This window comes from Aquitalea sp. FG25, assembly GCF_057809375.1.
The window spans coordinates 129,992-155,697 of sequence record NZ_JBMDJV010000007.1; the positions used below are offsets into that span (position 1 = coordinate 129,992).

General features: G+C 61.3%; 26 protein-coding genes. 20 read left to right on the forward strand and 6 right to left on the reverse strand.

Annotated elements, in window-relative coordinates:
- The first annotated feature begins 19 nt into the window (after nucleotides 1-19).
- Genes nirB through cobA form a run of 4 tightly spaced genes read left to right on the forward strand, consistent with a single transcriptional unit; the run spans nucleotide 20 to nucleotide 6,335 of the window.
- The gene (gene nirB, locus ACODR9_RS08485; protein WP_488808785.1) at nucleotides 20-2,470 is read left to right on the forward strand and encodes a nitrite reductase large subunit NirB; all 2,451 of its coding nucleotides are present in this window, start codon (nucleotides 20-22) and stop codon (nucleotides 2,468-2,470) included.
- A 12-nt stretch (nucleotides 2,471-2,482) separates the two neighbouring features.
- Nucleotides 2,483-2,800: a nitrite reductase small subunit NirD gene (gene nirD, locus ACODR9_RS08490; protein WP_488808786.1), complete on the forward strand. Its 318-nt coding sequence runs from the start codon at nucleotides 2,483-2,485 to the stop codon at nucleotides 2,798-2,800.
- Between the two features lie 48 nt (nucleotides 2,801-2,848).
- Nucleotides 2,849-5,557 (forward strand): nitrate reductase, encoded by a 2,709-nt coding sequence (locus ACODR9_RS08495; RefSeq protein WP_488808787.1) that lies wholly within the window; start codon nucleotides 2,849-2,851, stop codon nucleotides 5,555-5,557.
- A gap of 16 nt (nucleotides 5,558-5,573) precedes the next feature.
- Nucleotides 5,574-6,335, forward strand: coding sequence for a uroporphyrinogen-III C-methyltransferase (gene cobA, locus ACODR9_RS08500; RefSeq protein ID WP_488808788.1), 762 nt, complete (start codon nucleotides 5,574-5,576; stop codon nucleotides 6,333-6,335).
- 3 nt (nucleotides 6,336-6,338) lie between these two features.
- Here cobA and ACODR9_RS08505 read toward each other — a convergent pair whose 3' ends face one another.
- Together ACODR9_RS08505 and ACODR9_RS08510 are read right to left on the reverse strand one after the other, a co-directional pair.
- Complete coding sequence (locus ACODR9_RS08505) at nucleotides 6,339-6,821, reverse strand: OsmC family protein (RefSeq protein WP_488808789.1); 483 nt, start codon at nucleotides 6,819-6,821, stop codon at nucleotides 6,339-6,341.
- A gap of 12 nt (nucleotides 6,822-6,833) precedes the next feature.
- The gene (locus ACODR9_RS08510; protein WP_488808790.1) at nucleotides 6,834-7,316 is read right to left on the reverse strand and encodes a DinB family protein; all 483 of its coding nucleotides are present in this window, start codon (nucleotides 7,314-7,316) and stop codon (nucleotides 6,834-6,836) included.
- 93 nt (nucleotides 7,317-7,409) lie between these two features.
- On the opposite strand from ACODR9_RS08510, the gene ACODR9_RS08515 reads away from it, so the two are divergent.
- Nucleotides 7,410-8,312 carry a LysR family transcriptional regulator gene (locus tag ACODR9_RS08515; protein WP_488808792.1) on the forward strand — a complete coding sequence of 301 codons (903 nt, stop codon included), beginning with the start codon at nucleotides 7,410-7,412 and terminating at the stop codon, nucleotides 8,310-8,312.
- On the opposite strand, the gene ACODR9_RS08520 is transcribed toward ACODR9_RS08515, so the two are convergent.
- Nucleotides 8,309-8,563 (reverse strand): hypothetical protein, encoded by a 255-nt coding sequence (locus ACODR9_RS08520; protein ID WP_488808794.1) that lies wholly within the window; start codon nucleotides 8,561-8,563, stop codon nucleotides 8,309-8,311. The genes ACODR9_RS08515 and ACODR9_RS08520 overlap by 4 nt on opposite strands.
- Before the next feature lie 175 nt (nucleotides 8,564-8,738).
- On the opposite strand from ACODR9_RS08520, the gene ACODR9_RS08525 reads away from it, so the two are divergent.
- The gene (locus tag ACODR9_RS08525; RefSeq protein WP_488808795.1) at nucleotides 8,739-10,160 is read left to right on the forward strand and encodes an aminotransferase-like domain-containing protein; all 1,422 of its coding nucleotides are present in this window, start codon (nucleotides 8,739-8,741) and stop codon (nucleotides 10,158-10,160) included.
- Between the two features lie 107 nt (nucleotides 10,161-10,267).
- Here the strand turns inward: ACODR9_RS08525 and ACODR9_RS08530 are convergent, their stop codons facing one another.
- On the reverse strand, nucleotides 10,268-11,542 hold the full coding sequence (locus ACODR9_RS08530) for a RidA family protein (protein ID WP_488808796.1): 1,275 nt from the start codon (nucleotides 11,540-11,542) through the stop codon (nucleotides 10,268-10,270).
- A gap of 463 nt (nucleotides 11,543-12,005) precedes the next feature.
- Here ACODR9_RS08530 and ACODR9_RS08535 point away from each other — a divergent pair, with 463 nt between their 5' ends.
- The 12 genes from ACODR9_RS08535 to ACODR9_RS08590 all read left to right on the forward strand — a co-directional run bounded on the left by ACODR9_RS08535 (nucleotide 12,006) and on the right by ACODR9_RS08590 (nucleotide 21,008).
- Nucleotides 12,006-12,542, forward strand: a complete 537-nt coding sequence (locus tag ACODR9_RS08535) for a hypothetical protein (RefSeq protein ID WP_488808797.1) — start codon at nucleotides 12,006-12,008, stop codon at nucleotides 12,540-12,542.
- Nucleotides 12,472-12,987 (forward strand): AAA family ATPase, encoded by a 516-nt coding sequence (locus ACODR9_RS08540; RefSeq protein ID WP_488808799.1) that lies wholly within the window; start codon nucleotides 12,472-12,474, stop codon nucleotides 12,985-12,987. The genes ACODR9_RS08535 and ACODR9_RS08540 overlap by 71 nt, the downstream gene beginning before the upstream one ends.
- A gap of 58 nt (nucleotides 12,988-13,045) precedes the next feature.
- The gene (locus ACODR9_RS08545) at nucleotides 13,046-13,858 is read left to right on the forward strand and encodes an ABC transporter permease (protein WP_488808800.1); all 813 of its coding nucleotides are present in this window, start codon (nucleotides 13,046-13,048) and stop codon (nucleotides 13,856-13,858) included.
- Nucleotides 13,855-14,376, forward strand: coding sequence for a nitrous oxide reductase accessory protein NosL (locus ACODR9_RS08550; protein ID WP_488808801.1), 522 nt, complete (start codon nucleotides 13,855-13,857; stop codon nucleotides 14,374-14,376). Before ACODR9_RS08545 ends, ACODR9_RS08550 begins: the two co-directional genes overlap by 4 nt.
- 11 nt (nucleotides 14,377-14,387) lie before the next feature.
- The gene (locus ACODR9_RS08555) at nucleotides 14,388-14,681 is read left to right on the forward strand and encodes a hypothetical protein (RefSeq protein WP_488808802.1); all 294 of its coding nucleotides are present in this window, start codon (nucleotides 14,388-14,390) and stop codon (nucleotides 14,679-14,681) included.
- Nucleotides 14,662-15,015 (forward strand): toxin-antitoxin system TumE family protein, encoded by a 354-nt coding sequence (locus tag ACODR9_RS08560; protein WP_488808803.1) that lies wholly within the window; start codon nucleotides 14,662-14,664, stop codon nucleotides 15,013-15,015. Before ACODR9_RS08555 ends, ACODR9_RS08560 begins: the two co-directional genes overlap by 20 nt.
- A gap of 203 nt (nucleotides 15,016-15,218) precedes the next feature.
- On the forward strand, nucleotides 15,219-15,620 hold the full coding sequence (locus tag ACODR9_RS08565; protein ID WP_488808804.1) for a c-type cytochrome: 402 nt from the start codon (nucleotides 15,219-15,221) through the stop codon (nucleotides 15,618-15,620).
- Between the two features lie 11 nt (nucleotides 15,621-15,631).
- Nucleotides 15,632-16,237 carry a hypothetical protein gene (locus ACODR9_RS08570; protein ID WP_488808805.1) on the forward strand — a complete coding sequence of 202 codons (606 nt, stop codon included), beginning with the start codon at nucleotides 15,632-15,634 and terminating at the stop codon, nucleotides 16,235-16,237.
- 48 nt (nucleotides 16,238-16,285) lie between these two features.
- Complete coding sequence (locus ACODR9_RS08575) at nucleotides 16,286-18,490, forward strand: 4Fe-4S binding protein (protein WP_488808806.1); 2,205 nt, start codon at nucleotides 16,286-16,288, stop codon at nucleotides 18,488-18,490.
- Nucleotides 18,477-19,586 carry an FAD:protein FMN transferase gene (locus tag ACODR9_RS08580; RefSeq protein WP_488808807.1) on the forward strand — a complete coding sequence of 370 codons (1,110 nt, stop codon included), beginning with the start codon at nucleotides 18,477-18,479 and terminating at the stop codon, nucleotides 19,584-19,586. The genes ACODR9_RS08575 and ACODR9_RS08580 overlap by 14 nt, the downstream gene beginning before the upstream one ends.
- A 1-nt stretch (nucleotide 19,587) precedes the next feature.
- A complete protein-coding gene (locus ACODR9_RS08585; RefSeq protein WP_488808808.1) occupies nucleotides 19,588-20,259 on the forward strand; it encodes an ABC transporter ATP-binding protein in 672 nt (223 codons plus the stop codon).
- Complete coding sequence (locus ACODR9_RS08590; RefSeq protein ID WP_488808809.1) at nucleotides 20,256-21,008, forward strand: ABC transporter permease; 753 nt, start codon at nucleotides 20,256-20,258, stop codon at nucleotides 21,006-21,008. The genes ACODR9_RS08585 and ACODR9_RS08590 overlap by 4 nt, the downstream gene beginning before the upstream one ends.
- A gap of 9 nt (nucleotides 21,009-21,017) precedes the next feature.
- Here the strand turns inward: ACODR9_RS08590 and ACODR9_RS08595 are convergent, their stop codons facing one another.
- Nucleotides 21,018-21,794 (reverse strand): amino acid ABC transporter permease, encoded by a 777-nt coding sequence (locus tag ACODR9_RS08595; RefSeq protein WP_488808810.1) that lies wholly within the window; start codon nucleotides 21,792-21,794, stop codon nucleotides 21,018-21,020.
- A 60-nt stretch (nucleotides 21,795-21,854) separates the two neighbouring features.
- A complete protein-coding gene (locus ACODR9_RS08600; protein WP_488808811.1) occupies nucleotides 21,855-22,685 on the reverse strand; it encodes a transporter substrate-binding domain-containing protein in 831 nt (276 codons plus the stop codon).
- A 145-nt stretch (nucleotides 22,686-22,830) separates the two neighbouring features.
- On the opposite strand from ACODR9_RS08600, the gene ACODR9_RS08605 reads away from it, so the two are divergent.
- The gene (locus tag ACODR9_RS08605; protein ID WP_488808812.1) at nucleotides 22,831-23,727 is read left to right on the forward strand and encodes a homocysteine S-methyltransferase family protein; all 897 of its coding nucleotides are present in this window, start codon (nucleotides 22,831-22,833) and stop codon (nucleotides 23,725-23,727) included.
- Between the two features lie 347 nt (nucleotides 23,728-24,074).
- A complete protein-coding gene (locus tag ACODR9_RS08610; RefSeq protein ID WP_488808813.1) occupies nucleotides 24,075-25,688 on the forward strand; it encodes a methyl-accepting chemotaxis protein in 1,614 nt (537 codons plus the stop codon).
- Nucleotides 25,689-25,706 lie beyond the last annotated feature (18 nt).

Below are 25,706 nucleotides of genomic sequence, written 5' to 3' on the forward strand. Positions count from 1 at the left end.
AAAGGAGAGCATGATGGACATGGCAGAACTGCAGGGCAAAACCCGGCAAAAGCTGGTGGTGGTGGGCAACGGCATGGCTGGTATCCGCACCGTGGAAGAGTTGCTGGGCCTGGCACCGGACTTGTATGACATCACTGTGTTTGGTGCCGAGCCGCACCCCAACTACAACCGCATCCTGCTGTCGCCGGTATTGGCCGGGGAACAGGACTTCAAAGACATCATTCTCAACAGCGAGCAGTGGTATGCCGAACACGGCATCACCCTGCACATGGGCAAGAATGTGGCCACCATCGACCGGGTGCGCCGCAAAGTCATCGCCGAGGATGGCACCGAAGCGGCTTACGACCGCCTGCTGCTGGCCACCGGCTCCACGCCTTTCATGCTGCCGGTGCCGGGCAAGGAACTGGACGGGGTGATCAGCTACCGCGACATCCGTGATACCGAACTGATGATGGAAGCCGCCAAGACCAAGCGTCAGGCGGTGGTGATTGGCGGTGGCCTGCTGGGGCTGGAAGCCGCCAACGGCCTGAAGCTGCGCGGCATGGAGGTGACGGTGGTGCATCTGGGCGACTGGCTGCTGGACCGCCAGCTGGACGATGTGGCCGGAGACTTGCTGCGCCGGGCGCTGGAGGAACGCGGCATCGGCTTTTTGCTGGGCAAGCAGACCGCCGCCATTCTGGATGACGGTGCGGGCGGCGTGGCCGGGGTGCGTTTCAGCGATGGCGAGCAGGTAGCAGCGCAACTGGTGGTAATGGCGGTGGGCATTCGCCCCAATACTGCGCTGGCGGAATCCTGCGGCCTGCATTGCGAGCGCGGCATCGTGGTGAGCGATGCCCTGCAAACCTACGACCCGCGTGTATATGCGGTGGGTGAGTGCGTCAGCCATCGTGGCGTGGCCTACGGTCTGGTAGCCCCGCTGTTTGAGCAGGCCAAGGTATGCGCCAACCATCTGGCCCAACTGGGCATTGGCCGCTATCAGGGCTCGGTGCTGTCCACCAAGCTGAAAGTCACCGGGATTGATTTGTTCTCGGCTGGCGACTTCATGGGCGGCGAGGGCATGGAAGACATCGTGCTGTCCGACCCGGCTGGCGGCGTGTATAAAAAGCTGGTGCTCAAGGACGACAAGCTGGCCGGGGTCTGCCTGTATGGCGACACCGCCGACGGCGCCTGGTATTTCAAGCTGCTGCGCGAGGGCCGTTCAGTGGCCGAGTTGCGTGACACGCTGATGTTTGGCGAATCCACCATTGGCGATTCCGGTGTGCAGGGCCAAAGCAAGGCCGCCGGGATGAAGGACAGCGACGAAGTGTGCGGCTGCAACGGCGTGTGCAAGGGCAGCATCGTCAAAACCATCAAGGACAAGGGCCTGTTTACCCTGGACGAGGTGAAAAAGCACACCAAGGCGGCCAGCTCCTGTGGCTCCTGCTCCGGGCTGGTGGAGCAGATTCTGATGAGCGTGGTGGGGACGGATTTCCAGGAAACGCCCAAAACCAAGGCCGTGTGCGGCTGTACCGAACGTAGCCATGGCGAAGTGCGCAAGGCTATCCGCGAACAGCACCTGCTGACTCATGCCGAGGTATTCCACTTTCTGGAATGGCGCACCCCCAACGGCTGTGCCACCTGCCGCCCGGCCATCAACTACTACCTGTTGTCCAGCTGGCCGCACGAGGCGGTGGACGACCCGCAAAGCCGCTTCGTCAACGAGCGGGTGCACGCCAATATCCAGAAGGACGGCACCTTCTCGGTGATTCCGCAAATGAAAGGCGGCGTTACCACCGCCAGCGAGCTGCGCCGCATTGCCGACGTGGCCGACAAATACCAGGTGCCGATGGTGAAAGTCACCGGCGGCCAGCGTATCGACCTGCTGGGGGTGAAAAAGGAAGACCTGGTCAATGTCTGGCAGGACCTGGGCATGCAGTCCGGCCACGCTTACGGCAAATCCATCCGCACGGTGAAAACCTGCGTTGGCAGCGAGTTCTGCCGCTTTGGCACCCAGAACAGCACCCAGATGGGCATTGATCTGGAAACCATGCTGGCCAATATGTGGTCGCCGCACAAGGTGAAACTGGCGGTGTCCGGCTGCCCGCGTAACTGTGCCGAGGCAGGCATCAAGGACGTGGGGGTGATTGCGGTGGATTCCGGCTGGGAGCTGTATGTCGGCGGCAACGGCGGCATCAAGACCGAAGTGGCGCAGTTTCTGTGCAAGGTAAAAACCGCCGAGGAAGTAAAGGAATACAGCGGGGCCTTTTTGCAGCTGTACCGCGAGGAAGCCTACTACCTGGACCGCAGCGTGCATTACATCGCCCGTGTCGGCCTGGAATATATCAAGGCTAAGGTGGTGGCCGATGCCGCCAACCGCCAGGCCTTGTACCAGCGCTTGCTGTTTTCCCTGCAAGGTCTGCCCGACCCATGGGCGGCGCGCATTGCCGGGGCGCAGAAAAACGAATTCATCCCGATCAAGCTGCACGCCTGAGGAGCGCACACCATGACAGACAGCCAACACTGGGTACACATCTGCGCCCTGACTGACATTCCGCCGCAAGGCAGCCGGGTGGTGGAACGCGCCAGCGGCAATGTGGCGGTGTTTCGCACCCACGACGACCAGGTATTTGCCTTGCTGGACCGTTGTCCGCACAAGGGCGGGCCGCTTAGCCAGGGCATCGTGCACGGCCACGGCGTCACCTGCCCGCTGCACAGTTGGCAGATTGATTTGGCCACCGGGGCAGCACGTGCGCCGGATGAAGGCTGCGCCCGTCATTTTCCGGTGAAGCTGGAACAGGGCATGGTGCTGCTGGCGTTATGAACAAGGTGGATTGCAACGGGACCTTGTCATCAGAAAAGGATGGGCAAAATGGGCAAAACTGAAACCCGCTCCACCTGCTGCTATTGCGGCACAGGCTGTGGCGTGCTGATTGCCAGCGAAGATGGACGCATTACCGGTGTGCGCGGCGACCCTGAGCATCCGGCCAATTTTGGCCGGATGTGCAGCAAGGGGCTGAATCTGGCGGCCAGCGCCGCCAGCGACAGTGGCCGCGCACTGTACCCGGAAATGCGGCCCACCCGCGATGCGCCGCGCCAGCGCGTCGACTGGGACTGTGCGCTGGACAGCGTGGCGGAAGGTTTTGCCCGCATCATCCAGCAGCACGGGCCGGACGCGGTGGCTTTTTACGTGTCCGGCCAGTTGCTGACCGAGGACTACTATTTGTTCAACAAGCTGGCCAAGGGCGTGGTGGGGACCAACAATATCGACACCAATTCCCGCCTGTGCATGTCCAGCGCCGTCACCGCCTATAAAAAGGCTTTCGGGGCCGATGGCCCGCCCACCTGTTATGCCGATCTGGAACAGGCCGACTGCGTGCTGTTTGCCGGTAGCAATCTGGCCTATGCCCATCCGGTACTGCTGCGCCGTCTGGAAGAAGCACGCGCCGCACGGCCTGACACGCGCTGGATTGTCATCGACCCGCGCCGCACCGACACTGCCGCCATGGCCGACCTGCACTTGCAGATTCAGCCCGGCACCGATGTGGCGCTGTTCAACGGCATGCTGCATCACCTGATCTGGGAAGGGCTGGTGGCCGAGGATTACATCAGCGCCCACACCGCAGGCTTTGCCGAACTCAAGCAGATGGTGCGCAACACCACGCCCAAAATGGCGGCGGAAATCTGCGGCATCCGCGAGGAAGACCTGATCCAGGCCGCCGAGTGGTTTGGCCACAGCCCGGCCAGCCTGTCGCTGTACTGCATGGGGCTGAACCAGTCCAGGCACGGCACTGACAAGAACCTGGCGCTGATCAATCTGCATCTGGCGACAGGGCAGATCGGCAAGCCCGGTGCCGGGCCGTTTTCGCTCACCGGCCAGCCCAATGCCATGGGCGGGCGCGAGGTGGGCGGCATGGCCACCATGCTGGCGGCGCATCGCGATATCGACAATGTCGAACACCGCGCAGAAGTAGCCGCCCACTGGGGCGTGCCAGCCGAGCGCCTGTCGGCCACGCCCGGCTTGCCCGCTATTGCCATGTTCGAAGCGCTGCAGCAGGGGCGTATCAAGGCCATCTGGATTGCCTGCAGCAACCCGGCGCACTCGCTGCCCAATCTGCCGCAGGTGCGCGCAGCACTGGCGCAGGCCGAGCTGGTGGTGGTGCAGGACGCCTTTGCCCATACCGATACCACCGCGCTGGCCGACATCCTGCTGCCCGCCGCCACCTGGGGCGAAAAGGAAGGCACGGTCACCAATTCCGAACGCCGCATCAGCCGGGTGCGCGCCGCCGTGCTGCCACCGGGCGCGGCGCAAAGCGATAGCTGGATTGTCAGCCAGATTGCCCGCCGCCTGGAGGCGCTGCTGTACCCCGGCGCGGCCAGCCTGTTTGGCAATACTGAAGTCGCCAGCGTGTTCGACCAACACCGCGCCCTCACCAGCGGGCGCGATCTGGACATCAGCGGACTGGACTATGCCTTGCTGGATAAGGCCGGGCCGCAGCAATGGCCGCTACCGGCCGGGGCCGCGCAAGGCCAGGCGCGGCGCTATGTCGACGGGGTGTTTGCCACTACCGATGGCCGGGCGCGTTTTCATGCGCTGCGCTATCAGCCACCGGCAGAAAATGTATCGGCACATTACCCCTTCCGCCTGCTGACCGGCAGGTTGCGTGACCAGTGGCATGGCATGAGCCGCACTGGCCGCCTGCCACAGCTGTTTGCCCATCGCCCGGAACCGGCGCTGGAGATGCACCCGGACGATGCCGAGCGCCGTGGCCTGCATGCGGGCGATCTGGTACGCATCAGCAGCAAGCGCGGCCAGCTGGTGCTGCCGCTGGCGCTTAGTCGCGAACTGCCCGGCGGCACGGTATTTGCCGCCATGCACTGGAATGGCCAGTTCCTCAATAGTGGCGGCATCAACGAAACCAGCCAGCCGCAGGTGGATGGCCAGTCTTTCCAGCCAGAACTCAAACATGCGGCAGTGAAGGTGGAAAAAGTCAGCCTGCCATGGCGGGTAACGGCGGCGCTGCGTTGTGACGATCTGCCTGCCATGCAGGCGCGGCTGGCGCCGCTGCTGCGCCAGTGCCGTTATGCCGCCATTGCGCTGCACAGCCCGGATGTTTTATTGTTGCGCGCCGCGCACGAGCAGGCACTGGATGGCTGGCTGCAACACCTGCTGGATGGGTTGGGCTTGCAGCCGGGGCCAGATGTACTTGAATACCGCGACGACCGCCGTGGCGTGGTTAAGCGCGTGGCCTGTGCCGATGGCCGTCTGGCGGCCTTTGTGTTTGCCAGCAGTAGCGCCAGCGATGGAGTGGCAGCGGACAGCCTGCTGCAGCAATTGCAAGCCGGTGAAGCATGGCAGGGCGCGCGGCTGGCGGTGTTTGCCCCGGCAGGCCAGCGTGCCGTAGTGCGGGAAAAAGTCATCTGCCAGTGCAAGCAGGTGGGAGAAAACGCCATCCGCCAGTGTCTGGCGCGGGGCGATAGCGTGGAATACCTCAAGGGCACATTGGGCTGCGGCAGCGTTTGCGGCTCCTGCGTGCCGGAAATCAAACGCATGGCCGCCAGCGTGGCGCAGCCTGCCTGACAACAGGAGTGACAGCATGAAACGTGAAACAGGCAAGGTGGTGCTGCTGGGGGCTGGCCCCGGCGATCTGGAACTGCTTACCCTCAAGGCGGTGCGCCAGTTGCAGGCGGCCCAGGTGCTGCTGCTGGACGAACTGGTCAACCCGGATATCGTCAGCCTGGCCCCGCAGGCGCAGGTGGTGCGGGTGGGCAAGCGCGGTGGCTGCAAGTCCACCCCGCAGGATTTCATCCAGCGCCTGATGCGCCGCTATGCCATGCAGGGCAGGCAGGTGGTGCGGGTGAAGGGCGGCGAGGTGCTGCTGTTTGGCCGCGCTGGCGAGGAAATCCGCTATCTGCAACAACACGGCATTGCCGTGGAAGTGGTGAACGGCATCAGTTCGGCCCTGGCCGCTGCCGCCAGCCTGAGCGTGTCGCTCACCCATCGCCAGCATTGCCGTGGCGTAACACTGGTGACGGCCCATGCGCAGGATCACAGCGAGCCGGACTGGCAGGCACTGGCCGCCACCGGCACCACGCTGGCCATCTATATGGGCATGAGCCGCATTGCCAGCCTGAATCAGGCGCTATTACAGCACCTGCCAGCCACTACGCCGGTGGCCGTAGTGCAGTGGGCCAGCACGCCGCAGGAGCGGCGCCTGCTCAGCACCCTGGCCACACTGGAGGCCGACGCTATTGCCGCAGGCATGGGCAGCCCGGCCATCATCCTGGTGGGCGAAGCCATGGCCGAAGCCAGCCTGCCCGCCATGCCGGGCACCATGCCAGCGCAAAGCTGTGCCTGATGGCTAGACCGGCGTGTCGTCCAGCCCCACTGGCTGACACAGCACGGTGGATGTCACGGAATTGGCGATGAAACAGTTGCTGTGTGCCTGATGGTGCAGCTGGGCATGCTGGGCTGCGCTGGGCGGGTTGGCGCTGCCAAATTGCACATCCGGCCGCAGCGTAACGCGGGTAATGGCCAGTTGCCCGGCAGCATTCTTGCCCATTTCACCACTGGCCCGGTCCAGGTAACGCTCCACGGTGAAACCGGCGCGGGCGGCCAGATCCAGAAACCACAGCATGTGGCAGCTGGACAGCGCCGCCACAAAGGCTTCTTCCGGGTCCACCGCGCTGGGGTCCGACATCGGTACGGGAACAACAGCGGGCGAGGATGAACCCGCCACCTCGGCCCCGCCATCAAAACGCAGCACATGTTTGCGGCTGTAGCGCCGGTTCAGAAAATCCTGCCCGTTGCGTTGCCATTCCACTTCCACGCCAAATTGCGCCATGGTGTTTTCCCTTCAGGCTGTTTGATGCAGAAAAATGGTGAGGCTGTCCTTGGGCGGGCGGATATCCGCCTCGGCCAGCATGCGGCCCACCATGCCGCGATGGTAGCTGCCGTGGGTAATCAGGTGCAGCAGCATCTGGCTGCGCTGCATTTTTCCCGGCTTGCCATCGACAAAGCGGAAATCCACCGCCTGTGTCAGTGCGGCGTTATCCAGTGATTCCAGATAGGCGCGATACCAGTCATCGCTGGCCTGCTGGCGTGCCTGTAGCGCGGCCAGCGTGGGCGTGTCCGGCGTATTCAGGGCGTCAAAGCCATGTGGCTGCTGCTGCAGATTAGCCTGGAAAATCTGCTCCACCAGCCACACATGGTTCAGCATGCGCACTGCGGCGGTCTGGGTGTCTTCAGATAGTGTCTGCAGTTGCTGCTCCAGCAGGGTAAACAATTGCCGGTTGGCCCAGGCCTTGGCTTGAAACAGGGTGTGCAACATGGTGTGCATTGGGTGTCCTCCGTGAAAAACCTAGCTTATTAGGTATTGCGGGTTTTAGAATCTGCCAATGAGGAAAATCATTGCTGAAACAGATTCATCAATATGATAGAAACGCAAACCACCGAGTTGCTGGCGGTGCTGTATCTGAGCGAAACCGCCAGCTTCACCCGTGCGGCAGAACGGCTGGGCCTGACGGCCTCGGCCTTGTCCAAAGCCATCGACCGGCTGGAAAAGCGCCTGGGCTGCCGCCTGTTTGCCCGCAGTACGCGCCGGGTGGTGGCCACGGCAGATGGCGAGCGCTTTATCGCCCATGCCCGGCGTATTGTGGATGATCTGGCCAGCGCCGAGGCCGATCTGCGCTTTGGCCGCAATATTCCGCAAGGCACGCTGCGCATTACCGTGGGCACCGCCTTTGGCAATCAGCAGTTATTACCCGCGCTGCCACGCTTCATGGACATGTACCCGCAAGTGCGGCTGGCCTTGTCGGTAAGCGACCATCTGGTGGACATTGCTGCCGATGGCTTTGACTTGGGCTTGCGGCTGGGGCCGCTGGGCCCGGTGGATAATCTGGTGGCGCGGCCCATTGCCAGTCTGCCACGCAAAGTGTGTGCCGCACCGGCTTATCTGCGTCAGTACGGCAGCCCGCAACATCCGCACCAACTGGCGCAGCACCAGTGCCTGGTGGTGGCAGATGTGGAGCAGGCCGACCAGTGGCCTTTTCTGGTGGATGGTCAGCTGCAACAGGTGGACGTCAGCGCCCGGCTGAGTGTGGACAGTGCCGAATCCTTGCTCAGCCTGGCGCTGGCCGGGGCGGGCATCATCCGCCAGTCGGCCTTTTTGCTGGAACCAGCACTACAGGACGGGCGGCTGGTGGAAATCCTGCAGCCGTGGCGGGTGGATGACAGCATGCCGCTTACCGCCTTGTATCCGCCGGGCCGCCAGCATCAGGCCAAGCTCACCGCCATGCTGGACTTTTTGCAGGAAACCTTCGGTCAGCCCGCTTAAGCACAGCTGACCAGTTGCAGCGGCGCGTGCTGCCCGGCCATTTGCAGGGACAGGGTGGCAGGGCCGCCCACGGCTTCCACCAGCAGAATCTCGCCACGGGCTTTGCCCGGCTGCCAGCAGGCACCACGGCCCAGAATCACATCCTGTCCGCAGTAGCTGATCCATACGCGGCCATGTTCAAGCTGAAATGCGTGTGGCAATTGGCCGTTCAGGCGGATCACTTCGCCGGTATTCAGTATCAGTGTGGTCATCTTGCATGCTCCCCTGCTGTTGATGACTCACAGCTTAGAGGGCGAGCCTGCCGCCCGGTAGCCACACAGTTGCAGATAATCAGCCATGACAGTTGCCATTTTGCGGTAACTGTACTGGTGATTTTTGTGCACAACTGTCTGTGGTGGCGCTCAGGCAATCCCTTATCATGAGGCAATGGACACTCAGCCCCTCTATCTGCAACTGGCGGATGACATCGCCGCCCAGATCACTGCCCGCGTGCTGCACGCCGGTGAACGCCTGCCTTCGCTGCGTGAAATGAAACTGCGCCGTGGCCTTAGCCTGAGTACGGTGCAGCAGGCTTTTCGCCGCCTGGAAGACCTGGGGCTGGTGGAAGCCAGGCCACAGTCTGGCTACTTTGTGCGCTACCGCAGCGAGGCTGGCCATGCCTTGCGGCTGGCCGCGCCAACCGAGGTGGCGGTAGACCCGCTGCTGTGGAGTTATGTCGAGGATCAGTCAGAACAGCACACCGAGCGCATACAAGGCTTTCGCAGCGCCGTAGCGCCGCACGAGCTGCTGCCCACCGCTCAGTTGCAACGCATGACGCTGGATTGCATGCGCCGCCATCCGGATTTGCTGTCCGACTATGGCCGCCCCAGCGGTTATCTGGACTTCAAACGCCAGATTGCCCGGCTGGCAATGGAGTGGGGCGGCCAGTTGCATCCCGAACAGCTGATCGTCACCCAGGGCACTATCGAGGCGCTCAATCTGGCCTTGCGCGCACTCACCCAGCCGGGCGATGTGGTGGCGGTGGAATCCCCGGCCTATTTTTCCCTGCTGTATACCTTGAAGGCGCTGGGCCTGCGCGTGGTGGAGATTCCTACCGATCCGGTGAGCGGCATTTCGGTGGATGCACTGGAGCTGGCCACGCGTGATGCCGCCATCAAGGCGGTAATTCTGGTGCCCAATTTTTCCAATCCGCTGGGGGCGCTGATGCCTGACGCCGCCAAGGAAAAAGTGGCCGACATGCTGGCCGCGCGCGGTATTCCGTTGATCGAGGATGATGTTTACGGCGAGTTTTATTATGGCCGCCACCGGCCACGCCCCATCAAGGCCTTCGACCGCAGCGGCAATGTGCTGTACTGCGCCTCGCTCACCAAGGATGTGGCCCCCGGCCTGCGCATCGGCTGGATAGACCCGGGCCGTTATCGCAGCCAGGTGGAGGTGCAAAAATACCTGAGCACCCATTCCACGCCCACGCTGAATCAGGCGGTGCTGGCACGCTTTCTGGAAAGCGGTGCCTATCCGCGCCACATGCGGCGCCTGCGCCGGGCCATTGCCAGCCAGATGCAGGGCCTGCTGGATGGGCTGGTGCGCTATTTTCCGGCGGATGTGCGTTATACGCAGCCAGATGGCGGCTTTGTGCTATGGCTGGAGTTTCCACCGGAATTCGACAGTCTGGCCCTGCACCGGCTGGCGCGGCAGGAAGGCATCGGGCTGGCACCCGGCCCCTTGTTTTCCCCGCGTGGCGAATATCGCCATTGCGTGCGCCTGTCCTGCGCCGAGCCATGGACCGAGGCGCAGCAGGCCAGGCTGGCGCGCCTGGGCCAACTGGTGCAGCAGCAATACGCTGGCTGAGCCTGACAGATTGCCGATTCCGCGCTGCAGATAGCAAAACGCCCAACCACCACCACGGTAAGGTTGGGCGTTTTGTTGTTGCCGGGCAGCCTGCCCGGCATTCCGCCTTAGCGGGCCTTGGGCGCAGTGCCTTCAGCGTGGGCAAGTACAGCGTCAATCTGAATCAGCGCATCTTGCGGCAATGCAGCCACGCCAACAGTCCGGCGTGCCGGCGTGCCAGTGGGGAAGAAGCTGGCGTACACGCGGTCCACGGCGGCGATGTCGTCGATGTTCTTCAGGTAGATATTCACCTTCACCACATCGGCCAGCGAATGCTTGATGCTTTCCGCAATGGTCTTGATGTGTTGCAGGCACAGCGTGGCCTGCTGGCTGATATCACCGGCCACCAGTTTGCCGCTGCCGGCTTCCAGCGGCAGTTGGGCCGAAATGTGGTTGTAGTGCGAGAAGGCCACGGTCTGGCTGGCAATGCGGCTTTGCGGGGCATCGCTGGTATTGGCTGCCTGGATCACGATGCCGTGGCGGTCTTCCACTGCTTGCGGCGGCGTGCCGTCACCATGGGATACCACAGCTTCAATCTGCACCAGTGCATCCAGCGGCAGGCCGGCAACGGCAACGGTGGTGCGTGCCGGGAAATAAGCGGCGGCACGGGCAATGGCGGAATCCGGGAAGAAGGTGGTGTATACCGCGTCCACGGCAGCGGTATCGGCCAGGTCTTTCAGGAAGACATTGATTTTCACGATGTCATCAAAGGGGACATCAATGCTGTTCAGAATGGTCTTGATGTTCTTCAGGCATTGCGCGGCCTGTTCTTTCACGCCGCCAGCCACCAGGGTGCCGGTTTGCGGGTCGATCGGCAGTTGGGCGGAAATATTGTTGTAGTGAGAAAAGGCTACGGTCTGGGTGGACAGCACGCTGCAGGGCGCTTGCTGGCTATTGCGCGACAGCTTGATCAGGTCGCCCGCTTGCGGTGCATTCGGGATGGTGCCTTCGCCATTGGACAGCAGCGCTTCCACCTGTACCAGCGCTTGCAGGGGCAGGGCGTCTACTGCCACGGTGGTGAGTGCCGGTACGTGGCCGGTAAAGAAGGAAGCATAAACCTGGTTTACCACCTCGATATCGCGGATATCTTTCAGGAAGATGGAGATGCGTACCACGTCGTTCATATCATGGCCAATGCTGTCGATCACGGCCTTGAGGTTACTAAAGCACTGCTGCGCCTGCGCCTGGATTCCGCCTGCCACCAGCTTGCCGGTTGCCGGGTCTTGCGGCAGTTGTGCCGACAGATTGTTGTAGTGGGAAAAGGCCACGGTTTGGGAATAGGGGCCGATTGCCTGCGGCGCTTTGTCGGTATTGCGTGCCAGGACTGCGTTGAAGTTGCTCATTGATACTCACCTTGTACTGGAAATGGATTGCGACGGTTTTACCTGGCAGTTTTCCTTGCCGCATGGCAGGGGCTGACAAGCCGGGCGCGACGTCCTGATTGATCAGTGGTGAATATAAGCGTGTACTTATTCTTTGTAAATTAGCAAAAGTTGATATATGTCAACAATGTCATCAGATGGTAAAAATCAGCCAGTAAACAGCTGATTTCATGCAATGACAGCTAAATATCAAGCTTGCTCACCGCAAAGCATGTCAGCCGGGGTAAGGACCTGCTTGATATTCAAATCAGATTTTCTTGGTTCGTCATGGCCGCTTGATGCCATATCGAGCTGCTTCATCACGATTCGGATTAGCCAGATTGCGCAGCAGCACCAAGCGACCAGCAAGGGCGAGGGAAGTCAGCTACCATGACAACGCCATTGGTGGCGGCGTAGCTTGGTTTGGCACATGAAAGGAGTAAGCATGGGGATGCCCCGCAAGATGCTGTGGATGTGCTGGTTGCTGGCCGGACAGCTGCTGACCAATGCCCAGGCTGGCCAGCCCCGTAGTGAGGGCGACCTGCGCCGTTTCATGCATGGGGTGGCTGCCGTGCCGGCGGAAGAACCCGGCAGCTACAATGTATTTTTTAGCAGTTCCGGCCTGCCGCCACGCGGGCCGGACCGGCAAGGCAACTGGACGCATGATGTCTATGTGTTGCAGTGGCGGGCGGATAGCGGGGTCACCCGCCTGCCTCGGGTATTTATTGCCAGACCAGAAGCGCAGGAACCGGTATCGGCCGCGCGCAACAGCAGCGGTCAGGTGATGCTGACATTTGAGGACGGCTGGCAGGCGAGCGAGGAAGTCACCCAGCGCTACGGCATTTACGATGCCGCACTGCGCCCGGTAAAACCGTATCCACAAACAGTAGAAGCTGGCACGCACTCCGGCCATGTGGCTGCGGCAGCGGCTGGGCTTTGCCCAGGCCCTGCTGGGCAATCCGCAACTGCTGTTTCTGGATGAGCCCACCAACGGGCTGGACCCGGAAGGCGTGCGCGAGTTTTACCAGATTCTGCGCGAACAGCAGGACAGGGGCGTCACCATTGTCATTACCTCCCACCTGTTGTCGGAAATTCAGGAGCGGGTCAGCCGCCTTGCCATCTTGCGGGCCGGTCGCCTGCAGGCGGTGGGCAGCCTGGAAAAATTGCGCGAAGGCTGCAGCCTGCCGCTGACCTTTGATATCCGGCTCAGCCATCCGGCCAGCGACGCTGTGCGCCATACCCTGCAGGCCTTGCCGGTGGATGCGCTGGACATCAGTGGCGACCGTGCGCGGCTGGCCTGCCAGCGCGGTGCCAAGATGACGGTGCTGGGTGCGCTGTCCGCGCTGGGGGCGCAAGTCAGCGATTTGCAGATTCGCGAGCCCTCACTGGAAGACGTGTTCCTGGGTTACAGCGGAGAAGGCCGGTGAACGCCGCCCACCGCATGTGCCTGGCGTGCTGGTGCAACTGCACAACAAGGATGATGAAATGAACAGCCCAGTCTTTACCATCGCTGGCAAGGAATTCCGTGACCGGCTGCGCAACCGCTGGGTGGTGGCGGTGACGCTGGTATTTGCCGCCTTTGCCTTCACCATCAGCTACTTCGGTGCGGCCACGCAGGGCAGTGTGGGGGTGCAAGGTACCGAAGCCACCATTCAGAGCCTGGTTAGCCTGGTGATTTATCTGGTGCCGCTGATTGCGCTGATTCTGGGCTTTGACGCCGTGGTGGGTGAGCGCGAACGCGGTTCGCTGGACCTGCTGCTGGCCTTGCCGGTCAGCCGCATGGAATTGCTGCTGGGCAAGTATCTGGGGCTGGCCTCCACGCTCACCGTGGCCACCATGCTGGGTTTTGGTGCCGCCGGGGTTCTTATTCTCACCCAGCTGCCGGCCAGTGCATGGTTTCACTACGTTGGTTTCATGCTGAGCACCTTATTGCTGGGGCTGGTGTTTCTCAGTGTGGCGGTGGCCATTTCGGTTGTGGCACAGGATCGCGCCCAGGCCAGCGGCATCGCCATTTTTGTGTGGTTCCTGTTTGTGCTGGTGTACGACCTGCTGCTGCTGGGTTTGCTGGTAATGAGCGGCGGTGATATCGCCGGCCCGGCCTTTCCCTATCTGATGCTGCTGAACCCGGCAGACGTTTTCCGCATTCTCAACATCTTTGGCCCGGACGATCTGCGGCTGATGTTCGGTCTTACCAGCCTGTTTCCACCAGCACTGGCCAACCCCCTGGTACTGGGGGCGGTGATGCTGGGCTGGATGTCCGCACCGCTTTGTCTGGCTATCTGGAGGTTCCGTCGATGAAACCCATCACCCGCCGTTGCTGCCTGGGCATGTTGCTGGCAACGCCGCTGCTGGCCGCCTGCAGCCACGAAACTCCGCCGACAAGCAAAACCGCGCTGGAGCCGGATCGCAATACGGCCTGCAGTCTGGATGGCATGAGCCTGGCGGATTACCCCGGCCCCAAAGGGCAGCTGCAGTATGCGCAGGGCGCGCCTGATTTTTTCTGCGACACCATCGAACTGTTTGCCGTGTATCTGAAACCCGAGCAGCAGCGCATGGTGGCGGCGGTGTATGTGCAGGACATGAGCCAGGCCGACTGGGAGCACCCGGTGGGTCACTGGATTGATGCCCGCAACGCATTCTACGTGGTGGGCTCGCGTCTGAAAGGCTCGATGGGACCCACCTTTGCCAGCTACGGCAGCGAGGCAGCCGCCCGTACCGTTGCCACGCGCGAAGGCGGCAAGGTTTATCGCTTCAACGACATCACGCCGGCCATGGCCGAGCTGGATGGCGGTGTGCTCAAAGACAAATCCATGTAAGGGAGTCGCAAATGACCCAGTTTTACGACCAGCTCCCGCTGGACACGGCGCAGCAAATCGAGCCGCTCAGCTGGCTGTCCTATCAGCTGCGGGAAAACCGCAAGGCCCTGCTGGGCCATTACGGGGTGAGCAGTGCGCAGGACTTGCTGGCCCGCATCGAAAGCGGCGAGCTGGATGAGCACCCGGCTTATGAACACTATCTGTCGATTTTTATCCTGGAACAGCAAAGGGACGCCACGCGCGAACAACTCCGGTTGGTTCTGGCCGGTAATGAGGAGGAAGCTCATGCTGCATCTGCATCTTAAGGAAGTGATCGAGGATGATCTGTTCGACATCCTGCGCGAGGAAGTGACCATTCATCAGGATGCGCTGATCGTAGCCCTGAAGAATGGCGTGGATATCGAACTGCGCTTCCGTGACGATCATGCCTATTCCATCAACTGGCGCTGGGGCGATGCCAGCTGCCGCATCGATACCGCGCCGCTGCATCGGGATCTGGCCACCTTTCCCAACCATCTGCACGACGACGCAGGTTGCCTGCGTGCTGATCCCGTTACTCGGCCTGGTGACAGTGCCTGGAGCAATGTGCAGCGCCTGCTGCAAAAACTGACGCAGGACCCCTTGCTGCAAGCGGTCTGACTTGCGCCAGCGGGTTTGCGCCCGGCATTTTCATCTGCACATCAGCGTGGCTGCCATCTGGTTTGCCGCGCTTTTTCATTTGTCATGAAAAGGTGAAATAGGCTATTTCGTGCCATCTTTTTTTGATTGATTGGTATCAATTTAGAGTGACAAGGCCGGGTGCTAAGCTGCAAATCACCAAATCCTGATGCACAGAGGTTCTCATGCTTAAACAATTCGTACTCCTTGGAAGTTGTGTATTGATGCTGGCCGCCTGCGGCAAGAGCGAAACCGCCGCACCGGCCGAGCAGCCTGCTTCGGCTCCGGCTGCCGCACCGGCACCGGCAGCGCAAGCCGCTACCGAGGTCAGCAATCCGGTTGGCGAAAAAACCTTCAAGTCGGTTTGCTCCATGTGCCACCAGAGCGGTGCCGCCGGTGCGCCTATCGTGGGCAACAAGGATGACTGGTCGCCGCGTATCGCCCAGGGCAAGGACACGCTGTACAAGCATGCGCTGGAAGGTTTCTCCGGCCAGAAAGGCGCCATGCCGGCCAAGGGCGGCAGCCCGTCGCTGTCTGATGCCGACGTGAAGGCCGCAGTGGACTTCATGGTGGCCAAGGCCAGCTAAAGGGAAAGCACATGGCCGCGCGCCTGATGCAGGCCTTGTTGCTGCCTGCCGTGCTGGGCCTGTTGTCCATGACAGCGCCCATGCAGCTTTTACCAGCCCTGCCGGTACGCTCTCCGGACACCGGCAGGGTGCTGCTGTCGATGCCGCTTGGGGCGCAGGCAAGGGCTGTCGCAGCGCAGTCGTCCGGGCAGGACGGTCTGCACCAGATCATGATGGCCGCGCCGCCATTTGCGCAGCTGCGTGATGGTGACTGGCAGGTTGCCCTGGAGCGTCCGGCCGCCACACTGAAACTACAGTCCGATCAGCGCCTGCTGTACGCCTGGCGCGCTCCGCGCATCATCATTCCGCGCCCGCCTGCCGCACAGGCGGTTGCCGTCATTCTGGATAAGACACTGCCGTCTGCCGACCTGGGGCGGCTATTGCTGGACGCTGGCCACATGGGTGCATTCCAGGTGGGCATTACACACGGCATCAGCCGCATCTTGCTGCTGGACGGCGAGGGTGGCAGCTGGGTTACCCCGCGCATGCTGCCTGCTGTGCACTGGCAGGGCGGCATGGCATCTTTTCAGATCCTGCAACGGGTTTGCCAGATGGGGCAGCTGAAAGCCGGACTGTAAGCCAAGCCGGCAACCGCGCTGCCGGGACAACAAGACAAGGAAATCAAGGTGCTATCCGCATGTATTAGCAGACTGTCCGCCAGTCACGGTTTGTGGCGTCGTTGTGCCACATTGTTGCGCATTGTCTGGCTGGGCTTGCTGTGCTGTCTGGCGTACAGCCCGGCGGCGCAGGCTTCCAGCTATGAGCGCGAGCTGCCCAAGGCATTGTCTACCGATCCGGACATGTGCCGCTGGGTGGACTGTGCGGCAGTATTGCCCGGCGCAAGGTCCTTTTCGGTGCGCAAGGGTGCACCGCCGTATGTGGAAGGCTATGGCGCGGACAAAAAGCTGAAGGGCTATGTATTTTTGTCCACGGACATCGTGGATACCCAGGGTTATTCCGGCAAGCCGATTGTCACGCTTATCGGCATGGATGGCAGCGGGCGCATCAGTGGTGTGCGGGTATTGAAGCACAGCGAACCCATCCTGCTGGTGGGCATTCCGGAAAACAAGCTTACTGATTTTCTCAACCAGTATCTGGGCCGCTTTGCCGGTTCGCGCATGGAAATTGGCGGCAGTGGCAAGGACAGGCTGGACGCCATCTCCGGTGCCACGGTAACCGTGATTGCGGAAAACCAGCTGATTTCGCGCTGTGCGCAGGCCGTGGCCTATCAGACCGGCATCATGAAGCAGGCGGTACGCCCGCCGGCACGCTTTATCGATAGCAAGCAGCCCGCCAGCTGGCAGGCATTGCTGACCGATGGCAGTGTGCAACATCTGACAGTAACGCCCGCCGATATCGGCACGAGCGGTAGCGAAGCGTATCTGGACCTGTACTACGGCTATCTGAATGCACCCGGCATCGGCCGCAGCGTGCTGGGGGATGAGGACTATGCCAAGTTGATGAAAACGCTGAAACCGGGCGAGCATGCCCTGTTTATCGTCAACAATGGCAGCGGTTCGTTCAAGGGGTCCGGCTTTGTGCGTGGCGGCTTGTACGACCGTATCCAGGTACGGCAGGATCTGTCGGCCTACACCTTCCGCGATACCGATTACCTCAACCTGTACGCCTTGCGGGCAGCCGGTGCGCCGGAATTCCGCGAAAGCGGCATCTTCATTCTGCGTGACCCGCATTTTGCCGCTGCCTGGCCGTGGCGCTTTGCCTTTTTGGCCAATAAGGAAGATCAGCAAACCGGTGCCAAGCAATTCACCTCTTTCGAAAGCAATTACTGGCTGCCGGACAATCAACTGCAAGGTGGCCGGCCTGCCGTAGAGCTGCCGCAGGCTGCCTGGAAAAAAGCCTGGCAGGACAAGCAACTGGAAATCGTGCTGTTTGCTGCCTGGATGGCGGCGGTGCTGGTTTTCTTCATCAGCCGCGACCGCTGGGTGCGCCGTTCGCGCCGTGGCAGCAAACGCTGGGTATCCTGGCCCAAGACCATCAGCTGGCTGATTGCCATTGCGTTTGCCGGTGGCCTGGAAATGGCCCAGCCCTCCATCACCCAGGTGCTGACGGTATTCCATGCGCTGTCGGATGGCTGGAACTGGTCACTGTTTTTGAGCGACCCCTTCATCTTCATGTTCTGGCTGCTGATTGTACCCACCACCCTGATCTGGGGCCGTGGCCTGTTTTGCGGCTGGATGTGCCCGTTCGGCTCGCTGTCGGAACTGCTGTACAAGATAGGCCGCGTGCTGCATTTGCCGGCAGGCAAGGTGCCCATGGCCTGGCATAACCGCCTTAAGTGGCTGAAGTACGCCATTTTCTTCCTGCTGCTGGCAGTGTCCTTCTTCTCCATGCCATTGGCAGAGAAACTGGCTGAAGTAGAACCGTTCAAAACCACCTTCCTGGTGGGTGTGCTCAATCGCAGCTGGCCGTTTGCGCTGTTTCTGGCGCTGCTGCTGGGGCTGTCGCTGTTTGTCGAGCGGCCCTTCTGCAAATACCTGTGTCCGCTGGGGGCATCGCTGGGGCTGCCATCGCGTTTCAACGTGCTGAAGCTGCGCCGCAAGGACGCTTGTACCAGTTGCAAGGCATGTGCCGTGGGTTGTGGTTCGCTGTCCATTGATGCGGCAGGTCGCATCGACTCGCGTGAATGCCTGATGTGCCTGGACTGCATGGTGATGTATTACGACGGCCACAGCTGTCCGCCACTGGCCCAGGAGCGCAAGCGCCGGGAAAAAGCCGGCCAGCCGCTGACGCCGGTAGGCCGCGACGGGCTGTATATTCCGATCAAACCGGTGGCCACACCGGCCAAGGACACGCTGCGTGCCAAAGACTGAGGTACTGGCGGCCACCGCAGTCAGCAAGCCGGCGTGCAGGCGGCGCCTGCTGGTCTGGCTGTTGCCGCTGGCCCTGCTGACGCTGGTGCTGGGCCTGGCCCTGCGCCAGCCGGAGCTACACTCGCAGGGCAGTTATGTGTTTGGCACCCGCGTACAGCTATCCATCTCCGGGGTGTCGGCAGAACAGGCGCGGCAGGCTGAAAATGCCGTGTTCAGCCTGTTTGAAGACATGCACCACAGTTTGCATGCCTGGCAGCCCTCGGAGCTGATGCGGATGAATGCGGCACTGGCCGAGGGCAAGCCATTTACGGCTTCACCACGGCTGGTGGAAATCCTGCGCGCGGCCCAGGCGCTGTCGCGCGAAAGCCAGGGCCTGTTTGATCCGGGTATTGGCCGGTTGATTCAGCTATGGGGCTTTCAGGACGATCAGTTCAATGACAGCCACTTTCCCACCGATGCCGCCGTGCAGGCGCTGATGGCGCAGCATCCCAGTATTGCGGATTTGCAGATTGCGGCCGACGGCACGGTCAGCAGTCGCAAGCGCGTGGTGGCGGTGGATTTGGGTGGCTATGCCAAGGGCTGGGCGCTGGATCTGGCGGCAGCCCGTTTACGCCAGATGGGGGTCAGCAATGCGCTGATCGACGTGGGTGGCAATTTGCTGGCGCTGGGTAGCAAGGGCGGCGAGCCGTGGCAGGTGGGCATCCAGCATCCGCGTACATCCGGCCTGCTGGCCACGCTGGAATTGCAGGATGGCGAAGCCATTGGTACCAGCGGTGACTACTACCGCTATTTCAGTCATGGCGGCATTCGTTACTGCCATATTCTCGATCCACGCAGCGGCTATCCGTCCCGGCAAAGCCAAACCGTAACCGTGCTGGCTGACCCCGCCGCACATGCGGGAGCCATGTCCGATGGTGCCAGCAAGGCCCCGTTCATTGGCGGGCCTGCGCATGCACTCACCCTGTCGCGCGCCACCGGTGTCAACAAGGTGTTGATGGTGGATGCCGCCGGGCAGGTATGGCTGACGCATGCCATGGCAGCGCGGCTGCACTGGCCCGGCCCACGGCCAGTCATTCACTGGCTGGATGGAGGCTGATATGGACGCAGTAAGCATTGCTGGCGTGTATCTGCGCCGTGGGCGGCAGCAGGTGCTGGAGGATGTCAATCTGCATATCGCCACCGGCGGACTGTGCGCCTTGGTGGGCGCCAATGGTGCCGGAAAAAGCACCTTGCTGGCCTTGCTGGCCACCATGCTGCAGCCCGATCGGGGCAGCATCCAGCTATTGGGGCTGGATGCGCAGCGTCAGGCGGCGCAGATTCGCCGCCAATTGGGGGTGGTGTTTCAGGACAGTGCTTTGGAACCACGCTTGTCGGTATGGGACAACCTGTTGCTGATTGCCTGTTGCTATGGTTATTCCGGCGCGGCGGCGCGCAGCCGCTGTAGCGCACAGCTGGCGGCAGCCGGTTGGGAAGGCAGGGCTGGTCAGGCGGTGGAAACCCTGTCCGGTGGTCAGCGTCGGCAACTGGAACTGATGCGGGCCAGCCTGGCTGCGCCACGCCTGTTGCTGCTGGATGAGCCAACCCAAGGGCTGGATGAGGCCGCCAGTGCGGCGTTCTGGCAGCAGATTGCCCGGCAGCGCCAGCAAGGGGTTACCGTGTTGTTTAGTACTCACCGGCAGGAAGAGGCAGAGGCTGCCGAACAGTGCGTACGGCTGCAGCAGGGCAGGCTGCTGTCACAGCATGCCGCTGGCCGTGGGGTGGCGACATGATGTGGCGGGTGTTGTTGCCGCTGCTTGGGCTGGAGCTGAAGCGCTACTGGCTGAATCCGCTGCGCATTGTGCTGAGCCTGGCGCAGCCGCTGATGTACCTGTTTATTTTGGGTGCCGGGCTGGCGGGCGGTACTTATGCGCTGGATAGCAGTTACCAGGCTTATATCTATCCCGGCATTGTGGCGATGGCGCTGATGTTTGCCGCCGCATCAGCCGCTGTGGGCGTGGTGCACGACCGTCAGGTGGGGGTGTTCAAGGCGCTGCTGGTTTCCCCTTTACCGCGCAGCACGCTGGCGCTGGCACGCATTCTGTCCGGTGCCGTACTGGCACTGGTGCAGTCGGTATTGCTGCTGCCATTTGCGCCGCTGCTGGGGCTGGCTTTTTCGCCGTTGTCCTTGCTGTATTTTCTACTGGCCATGAGCTTGTGCGCCCTGGTGTTTTCCGCGCTGGGGCTGGTGATGGCGCTGCCGTTTCGCTCGGTGATGGTGTTTCCCGTTGTGTCCAATACCCTGACCCTGCCCATGTTTCTGCTATCCGGCGCCTTGTATCCGCTGGAGCTGGCCCCGCGCTGGCTGCAGCTGCTGGCGCGGGGCAACCCTGCCGCCTACGCAGTGGATCTGCTGCGCGGCGTGCAGAGCGGCCATTTTCAGTACGGGCTGGCCACGGCGGTGGGCGTGTTGCTGCTGATCGGCCTGCTGGCTATCGGCTGGGTGGTGCGCTCGCTGCATGGCCGGGGCGGACGGGTGTGAGGTGGCTGTTCAGCGGCGGCCAGAGGCGGATAGCCTGACTTCCAGCCGGTGCTGGAACAGCTCCAGCACGATGGACAGCAGCCAGTACAGGATGGCTGCGGTAAGCAGCATCTCCATATAACGGTATGCCGAACGGCCATAGCTTTGCGCCAGGAACATCAGCTCCCACAAGCCCATTACCGATACCAATGAGGAGTCCTTCAGCATGGAAATAAACATGCTGAAGGTGGGTGGCACGGCCACTTTCATGGCCTGCGGCAAAATGATGTGGCGCATGATGGCCTGCGGCTTCAGCCCCAATGCTTTGCCGGCATCCCACTGGCCTCGGTGGATGGACAAAATGGCAGAGCGGAACACTTCGCTCAGGTAAGCGCCATAGCACAGCGCCAGCGCTGCCACCCCAGACGGAATGGCGGTGGGTACCACCCCTAGCTGCGGCAAACCCAGATAAATCAGCAGAATCTGCACCAAGAGCGGCGTGCCCTTGAAGAAGGAGTTGTAAAAGGTGGCCAGGCCGTACAGCACCGGGTTGCTGGACAGTCGCCCCAGTGCCGACAGCATGCCAATGGCCACCGCCAGCACGGTGGACAGCAGGCACAGCAACAGGGTAAGCGGAATGCCCTGGATAAAGCCTTCCGGGCTTAGCTCCAGCCCGGCCAGTAAGGGCAGCTTGCTCAGGGCAAAGCGGTAGTCCAGCTCAAAGGCATTGACGAACCAGGCAAAGCCGCCCAGCAGACACAACATGACCAGGCCGACTTGCAGCCTGAATCGATTTTCCAGTTTCATGATGCGAACAGACAAAAGCAGAAAGCCCCCGGCGGCTGCATGCCGCCAGGGGGCCGGTTCTTAGTTGGTGATATCGCTGCCAATCCACTTTTTGGAAATGGCGCTGAGCGTGCCGTCTTTCTTCAGCTCGGTAATGATCTGTTTGACACGGGCATTCCATTGCGCATCACCCTTGTCCACCGCCACCCAGTTGGGTTCCTGGTACAGCGGGCGGCCCACAATGCGGAACTTGCCGGTCTTGCTGATGCGTTCACGCGCGGTAACCAGGTTGGAAATCACCGCATCCACGCGCTTGCCCGCGCCCAGTGCCAGGTCCTGATAGGCCAGCTCTTCGTTGTCGTAAGGTGCAATGATGACCTTGTTGAAGCCATAGGTGGGCTGCACGGCATTCGGTGCTTCGATAATCAGCTTCTTCTGCAGATAGCTTTCATACGACGCGCCTTGCTGTACGCCAATTTTCTTGCCTTCCAGATCCTTGATGCTGCTGGTTTTCTTGTCGGCCACATTGGCAATCAGCACCGCCGGCGAGTTGTAGTAGAACACCGGGAAGTCCAGTACCTGGGCTCTTTCCTTATTGGGTGTCATCGAGCAGATGCAGATATCCCAGCGCGCGCCCCATTTGCCAGCGGCAATCACTTCCCAGGATGGGGTGTCCAGTTTCAGTTTGACGCCCAGTTTTTTCGCCACGGCCTTGGCAACATCCACATCAAAGCCATCCAGCTGGTTTTTGTTGTTAAGGAAGGAGTAGGGCGGATAGCTTTCCAGCAGCACGCCGCGCAGTACGCCGCTTTTCTGAACGTGATCCAGGGTGGCACCGGCATGGCTCTGGCTGGCGGCCAGCAGGGCAAGGGCGGTGAGGGTCTTGGTGATCTTGGTTTGTCGTTGGAACATTTTTATGGTCTGAATGCTGTTTGGGTGTTAATCTATATATCAAACTATTATAATAATTACCAGCTTGATTGAATATAAATATATAACATTTCCCGTTCGTCATGGGTGCGCGGCACCCTGATGCCGTGATTGCATGGATAAGCATATGAGCCAAACCCTGATTCTCGATGGCGGCATGGGCCGCGAACTCAAACGTATCGGTGCGCCGTTCCAGCAGCCGGAATGGTCGGCACTGGCATTGCTGGAAGGCCCGCATTTTGTCGAGCAGGCACACGATGCCTTCGTCAATGCCGGTGCCCGCGTGATTACTACCAACAGCTATGCGGTGGTGCCTTTTCACATCGGTCAGCAGCGCTTTGAACAACATGGCGAACAGCTGGCCGCACTGGCTGGCCAACTGGCCCGCCGCAGCGCGGACAAGGCAGCGCACAAGGTGCTGGTGGCCGGTTCGCTGCCGCCGGCGCTGGGTTCCTATCGGCCGGATCTGTTCAACGAGGCCGACTCGCTGGCGATTCACCGTGTGCTGATTGCCGGGCTTGCTGCGCATGTGGACGTATGGCTGGCCGAAACCCAAAGCTCGCTGGCCGAGGTGCGTGCCGTGCGTCAGGCATTGGGCGAGCAGGACAAGCCGCTGTGGCTGTCCTTCACCCTGCAGGATGAAGATGTCGACAGTGTGGCGCGGCTGCGCTCCGGCGAAACCGTCAGCGCGGCGGTGGCCGAAGCCATCACGCTGGGCGCGGCGGCCGTGCTGTTCAACTGCAGCCAGCCCGAGGTAATGGAAGCAGCGCTGGATGCCGCCAGTGCGGTACTGCAACAGCAAGGCAAGAGCCTGCAACTAGGCGTGTATGCCAATGCCTTCCCGCCCACGCCGAAAGACGCCAAGGCCAATGCCACGCTGGACGAAATCCGTGCCGACCTGACCCCGCAAAACTATCTGGGCTGGGCTGAGCGCTGGGTAGGCAAGGGTGCGGGCATTGTGGGCGGCTGCTGCGGCATCACGCCGGAACATATCGCCAGACTGGCGCAACAGCTGGGCGAGTAAGAATCGCGGGTCGCACGGCAGGCAATGCGCTTGCCAAGTGGCCCGCAGTACCTCCCGCCACCGGTTCTGGCGGCCACCCTATGGCAGCCATCATGGCTGCCCGCCCTAGCTGCGCACGGGCTGCTCACCGTTAATGGCCATTGCACTGTCAATTCTGGCTTCCCCCAGCCAGCAGCCGGATGACGGAAACCCGTTCATTTCCACCAGGCTTGCTTACGGTATGCCGTCGGTCTATGTCAGGTAGCAAAAATAATTTAGTTTAAAATCAATGGGTTTATTTTAAATTCAACATGGCATGGATATTGCGCTCTGGGTAAACAATATGCACGTATACCCATGAGAACATGATGAAAATCACAAACCGCATCATCCTGACCTTGTCGGTCGGCTTGCTAGCCATGCTAAGTGTTGGTTGCTACGGGCTATGGCAATTGCATCAGGCACAGCAGCGCTTCCAGTTGGTGGCCTTCGATACGGCAGCCAGCATTGCCGCCATCACCGAGGCGCAGCACAGCACAGCGGAAATGCGGCTGGCAACGTTGAAGTTTCTGGTGGCACCAGATGCAGAAATACGCCAGGCAGCGGCGCAAGCCATGGCAAACAGTGATAGAAAACTGGATGAGTTTCTGACTGACTACCGTGCTCACCATCTGTTGGACGAAACCGACCAGCGCCTATTGGTGGCGGATCAACAAGCACTGCAACACTACCGCACGGTACGTGACCAGGTTGTCCGCCAGAGCGCAACCGACCGCGACGGCGCATTCCGTTCTCTGGTGGTGGATGCACGTGCGATGAGCACAGCGCTGGGCCTGCGCTTCAAGGAACATGTTGCCTATATCTTCCAGCAGATACGCGCTCTGGATAAGCAGAACCAGGATAGCTATACGGCCTCGATGCAAATGGCCATCGGCCTGATGGCCCTGTCATTGGTAGTGTCCGGGCTGCTGGGGGCGCAATTGTTCCGCACCATACGCAGCGGACTGGCGGGCATTCAAGGCAGCATGCTGGCGGTAAGCCGCAGCCTGGACTTTACCCAGCGGGCCAGCGTGTTGCAGCAGGATGAAATCGGCAGCACCGCCACCGCGTTCAACCATCTGCTGAAGGTATTGCAGGCAAATCTGAGCAGCATTCTGCAAGGCGCACAGCAGGTAGCCCAGGCGTCATCGCTGATGTCCGAAACCGCCGGGCAAGTGTCCGGTGCATCGTCCGAACAAAGCCAGGCTGCCGCCAGCATGGCGGCCACCATCGAAGAGATGACCGTCAGCATCAATCACATCGCCAGCCGAGCCCGCGAGGCCAATGCACTGTCCGGTGATGCCGGCCAGTTGCTTGAACAGTGCTCGGACATCGTCGGGCAGACCATCACCGACATTCGCGAGATTGCCAGCATGGTGGAAACGGCATCCGGCAGCATACGCGCACTGGAAGACGATAGTGGCAAGGTCAGCATGGTGGTGATGGTGATCCGGGATATTGCCGATCAAACCAATCTGCTGGCATTGAACGCAGCCATTGAAGCCGCACGTGCCGGTGAGCAGGGGCGCGGCTTTGCCGTGGTGGCCGACGAAGTGCGCAAACTGGCGGAGCGTACCGCGCGCTCCACCCAGGAAATTGCCGAAACCATCGCCACCATGATCGCCCGCGCACAGCAGGCATGTGCGCAGATGCAGTCTGCAGAACAACGAGTAGCCAGCGGCGTGGCCCGGGCGGATCTGGCAGATCATGCCATCAAGCAAATCGGTACCGCCTCGGCCAATGCCGGCAACCTGGTTGACGAAATCAGCGCAGCCATCAGTCAGCAAGGGGTGGCCAGCGACAATATTGCCGGCGAGGTGGAGCGTACCGCGCAAATGGCAGAGCAAGCCCACGCGGCAGCGCACACAACAGCAGATACCGCAAGCCACCTGGCGGAGCTGGCAGAAAAGCAAATTACCACCTTGAATGCCTATCGGTTGTGAGGCTTTCCGCTTTGCCGC

Excerpts from the sequence above, each read along its gene's own strand:
- ACODR9_RS08560 (WP_488808803.1), top strand. The coding sequence starts at position 14,662 with ATGCTGCATCTGCATCTTAAGGAAGTGATCGAGGATGATCTGTTCGAC.
- ACODR9_RS08585 (WP_488808808.1), top strand. The coding sequence starts at position 19,588 with ATGGACGCAGTAAGCATTGCTGGCGTGTATCTGCGCCGTGGGCGGCAG.
- ACODR9_RS08555 (WP_488808802.1), top strand. The coding sequence starts at position 14,388 with ATGACCCAGTTTTACGACCAGCTCCCGCTGGACACGGCGCAGCAAATC.
- cobA (WP_488808788.1), top strand. The coding sequence starts at position 5,574 with ATGAAACGTGAAACAGGCAAGGTGGTGCTGCTGGGGGCTGGCCCCGGC.
- nirD (WP_488808786.1), top strand. The coding sequence starts at position 2,483 with ATGACAGACAGCCAACACTGGGTACACATCTGCGCCCTGACTGACATT.
- ACODR9_RS08535 (WP_488808797.1), top strand. The coding sequence starts at position 12,006 with ATGGGGATGCCCCGCAAGATGCTGTGGATGTGCTGGTTGCTGGCCGGA.
- ACODR9_RS08510 (WP_488808790.1), bottom strand. The coding sequence starts at position 7,316 with ATGCACACCATGTTGCACACCCTGTTTCAAGCCAAGGCCTGGGCCAAC.
- ACODR9_RS08530 (WP_488808796.1), bottom strand. The coding sequence starts at position 11,542 with ATGAGCAACTTCAACGCAGTCCTGGCACGCAATACCGACAAAGCGCCG.
- ACODR9_RS08545 (WP_488808800.1), top strand. The coding sequence starts at position 13,046 with ATGAACAGCCCAGTCTTTACCATCGCTGGCAAGGAATTCCGTGACCGG.
- ACODR9_RS08495 (WP_488808787.1), top strand. The coding sequence starts at position 2,849 with ATGGGCAAAACTGAAACCCGCTCCACCTGCTGCTATTGCGGCACAGGC.
- ACODR9_RS08600 (WP_488808811.1), bottom strand. The coding sequence starts at position 22,685 with ATGTTCCAACGACAAACCAAGATCACCAAGACCCTCACCGCCCTTGCC.
- nirB (WP_488808785.1), top strand. The coding sequence starts at position 20 with ATGGCAGAACTGCAGGGCAAAACCCGGCAAAAGCTGGTGGTGGTGGGC.
- ACODR9_RS08540 (WP_488808799.1), top strand. The coding sequence starts at position 12,472 with ATGTGGCTGCGGCAGCGGCTGGGCTTTGCCCAGGCCCTGCTGGGCAAT.
- ACODR9_RS08565 (WP_488808804.1), top strand. The coding sequence starts at position 15,219 with ATGCTTAAACAATTCGTACTCCTTGGAAGTTGTGTATTGATGCTGGCC.
- ACODR9_RS08525 (WP_488808795.1), top strand. The coding sequence starts at position 8,739 with ATGGACACTCAGCCCCTCTATCTGCAACTGGCGGATGACATCGCCGCC.
- ACODR9_RS08515 (WP_488808792.1), top strand. The coding sequence starts at position 7,410 with ATGATAGAAACGCAAACCACCGAGTTGCTGGCGGTGCTGTATCTGAGC.
- ACODR9_RS08610 (WP_488808813.1), top strand. The coding sequence starts at position 24,075 with ATGAAAATCACAAACCGCATCATCCTGACCTTGTCGGTCGGCTTGCTA.
- ACODR9_RS08520 (WP_488808794.1), bottom strand. The coding sequence starts at position 8,563 with ATGACCACACTGATACTGAATACCGGCGAAGTGATCCGCCTGAACGGC.
- ACODR9_RS08570 (WP_488808805.1), top strand. The coding sequence starts at position 15,632 with ATGGCCGCGCGCCTGATGCAGGCCTTGTTGCTGCCTGCCGTGCTGGGC.
- ACODR9_RS08505 (WP_488808789.1), bottom strand. The coding sequence starts at position 6,821 with ATGGCGCAATTTGGCGTGGAAGTGGAATGGCAACGCAACGGGCAGGAT.
- ACODR9_RS08550 (WP_488808801.1), top strand. The coding sequence starts at position 13,855 with ATGAAACCCATCACCCGCCGTTGCTGCCTGGGCATGTTGCTGGCAACG.
- ACODR9_RS08590 (WP_488808809.1), top strand. The coding sequence starts at position 20,256 with ATGATGTGGCGGGTGTTGTTGCCGCTGCTTGGGCTGGAGCTGAAGCGC.
- ACODR9_RS08605 (WP_488808812.1), top strand. The coding sequence starts at position 22,831 with ATGAGCCAAACCCTGATTCTCGATGGCGGCATGGGCCGCGAACTCAAA.
- ACODR9_RS08595 (WP_488808810.1), bottom strand. The coding sequence starts at position 21,794 with ATGAAACTGGAAAATCGATTCAGGCTGCAAGTCGGCCTGGTCATGTTG.